Consider the following 2,342-nt stretch of genomic DNA (forward strand, 5'->3'; position numbering starts at 1 on the left):
GTACGGGATTTTCGCCGACCTTGTCGCATCGCCTTCCTCCAGTCAATCCCTTCTTGAAAACCTCAAGCCCGAACTCGCTGAGGGAGATCGCGTTTTCCTCGCGCAAAGCCGGCAGGCCATTGATGTTCTCTCCAGAGGACTGCAGGAAATTTCTTCGATTACTGTGCTAGAACATCCGCTCTATGAAGTGACTTTTGAAAGTTCGAGCATGGATTTTCTCCCGGCAAAAGTAAAAGACGATTCACCGGCCTGGAAAGAGCTTCTCCAGACGGATGTGCTCGCCGTTTCCAGCCGGGAATGTGCCAAAGCCGTCCTGCGCGATCATCTGCTCGACCGTACAAAATGTATTGTTGCCATTTCGAAAGAAGTTGCCGATGTTCTGGAAAATGAACGCAGTAAGAGAGCGATCGATCTTCGCATTGCCGAAACGCCAGATGCACGCGGCATGGCCGAAGCCATTGAAACGCTGCTTCCCTGACCCCATCACGTATGCAAAGACCCAAAATACGAAAACAGGAAACACGAAGACATAAAAATGCGAACAGCCAGCTTAAAGCCGTTCGCATTTTTTCGTGCAGTCAGAGATTTCCTCTGCCTGTTTCTTTTGAAATTTTCGTTGGAAGCCAGACCGGATCAGCTTCCGGCTTTGTGTTCGGCTTTGAGCTGTACCGGCTGCTCTTTGTCATCGTAAAAGAGAATCGGCACATACAGACCGTCTTCGATTCGATACTGAAATTCACCGAGATGATCGTTGTCCATCGCTTCCAGCATCAGATCAAAGTCCATGACGAGTCCCTCTGGGAGTTCATCCCTCTTAAACCAGCGGTTTTCGCCTTCTTCGCTGGAAATCAGACTGCCTTCGAAGTCGTCTGAGCGAAACAGGAAAACGATATAGCGGGAATCGCCATGAGGAAACTGTTTCACGCCGACCAGTTTCACCGTACGCAGGCGCAGCCCGGTTTCTTCGAGAACTTCCCGCTTGCAGGCGTGGACGAACGATTCGCCGTGTTCGACATGGCCGCCGGGGAAAACCCAGCCGTCCCATTCGCCTTTATTCCGTTTCTGTAAAAGAATTTCATCATTCCGTGTGAGCAGACAGATCGTCGTCAGCTCGCAAGGTTCGAGTTTATGCTTCATCGTTTCGTACCTCTTTTCTCTCTTTTCAAACCGGTCCTGTATAAACCGTTTGAGCCGTAAAGAAAACGTACACCCATTCCTGAAAATCGAAAAAGTTTATTCATCCCGTACCGTAAAGAACGTTCGATTTTCACGAAGCAGAAACAGTCTGGCTGTTCGGGTAGACGGATCCCAGTCGTTCAGGCGGATCTCGAAAACTTCCTGCAGAAGATCGCTTTGGGCAAGTTCGATTGCGCTGCCCTGAAACACTTTCTGATGTCCATCCAGGACGAGAATTTCATCCGCATAGCGTAAAGCGAGATCAAGATCGTGCGCCACGACGACGAGAATGCGCGAAGGATCTTTCAGCATGCAGAGCAGATCCATGAGTTCAAAACGCGCGGAAGGATCGAGGTTGGCTCCCGGTTCATCCAGAAACAGACAGTGCGGGTTTTGAACGAGCACCTGTGCGATGGCCGCTTTCTGCCGTTCGCCTGCGGACACTTCATCCAGGCGATGTGTCGCCAGCGCGTCAATCGACAATGCACGCATCGCATCCTGTGCCCGTTTTGCTGCATCTTCTGACTGCATGCCGGAGAGATCTGTCTTCCCGGCTTTTTTCCAGAAACGCGAAAACCGGCTCTCTTCTCTGGCGTAATCGCCCAGTTCCACAAAGCGCTGAACGCTCATCTGCACATTGAGCGTATCGTCCGCGATTCGCCCGGTAATTCTCGCCCGTTCCATCGCAGAAAGAGGAAGGAGATTTTTCCCGTTGTACAATACGCTGCCGCTTTGCGGTTTCATCCAGCCGCCGAGAATGGAAAGCAGCGTACTTTTGCCGGAACCGTTGCGGCCGAGGATGATATACAGCTTTCCTTCTTTAAAATCGGAGGAAAAGTCTTGGATGACGACTTTGTTTCCGTAGCCGGCGCGAATATGTTCAGCTTTAAGCATCCAGTTTTCTCCTTTCCAGAAGCAGATAGAGAAAATACGGACCGCCAGCCAGTGAGAGGACCAGTCCGGCCGGCAGCTCCCACGGAAGCAAAATCCAGCGGCCGATCAGATCCGCCGCGCCGACGAGCAGTGCGCCGACCAGAACGCAAAGAAGCAGAAACGTCTTAAACGGCAGACGATAGCGCGAAAGCCAGGCAGGGACAATGAGGCCGACAAAGCCAAGCATGCCGCAGAGCGAAACGACCCCGCACGCCAGCAGCGCGCAAAGAAAC

At 52.0% G+C, this 2,342-nt stretch carries 4 protein-coding genes; 1 reads left to right on the forward strand and 3 read right to left on the reverse strand.

The genetic code is table 11. From position 1 onward, the window contains the following. The coding region (locus tag ACLUYS_RS08550) for a uroporphyrinogen-III synthase (protein ID WP_412659604.1) at positions 1-478 on the forward strand (478 nt) is incomplete at its 5' end. 155 nt (positions 479-633) lie between these two features. On the opposite strand, the gene ACLUYS_RS08555 is transcribed toward ACLUYS_RS08550, so the two are convergent. The 3 genes from ACLUYS_RS08555 to ACLUYS_RS08565 form a co-directional block, all read right to left on the reverse strand. Beyond that, entirely contained in the window at positions 634-1,137 is a 504-nt protein-coding gene (locus ACLUYS_RS08555) for an 8-oxo-dGTP diphosphatase (RefSeq protein WP_288338858.1), read from the reverse strand. 96 nt (positions 1,138-1,233) lie between these two features. After that, positions 1,234-2,070 carry an ABC transporter ATP-binding protein gene (locus tag ACLUYS_RS08560; protein ID WP_412659605.1) on the reverse strand — a complete coding sequence of 279 codons (837 nt, stop codon included), beginning with the start codon at positions 2,068-2,070 and terminating at the stop codon, positions 1,234-1,236. Beyond that, the coding region (locus ACLUYS_RS08565) for an iron chelate uptake ABC transporter family permease subunit (protein ID WP_412659606.1) at positions 2,063-2,342 on the reverse strand (280 nt) is incomplete at its 5' end. The genes ACLUYS_RS08560 and ACLUYS_RS08565, both read right to left, overlap by 8 nt.

This window comes from Allobaculum sp., from assembly GCF_047010065.1.
In the GTDB taxonomy this organism is placed as follows: Bacteria; Bacillota_I; Bacilli_A; order Erysipelotrichales; family Erysipelotrichaceae; genus Allobaculum; species Allobaculum fili.

What these genes read in the sequence shown, in the direction of transcription:
- ACLUYS_RS08560 (WP_412659605.1), bottom strand. Translation starts at nt 2,070, where the DNA reads ATGCTTAAAGCTGAACATATTCGCGCCGGCTACGGAAACAAAGTCGTC.
- ACLUYS_RS08555 (WP_288338858.1), bottom strand. Translation starts at nt 1,137, where the DNA reads ATGAAGCATAAACTCGAACCTTGCGAGCTGACGACGATCTGTCTGCTC.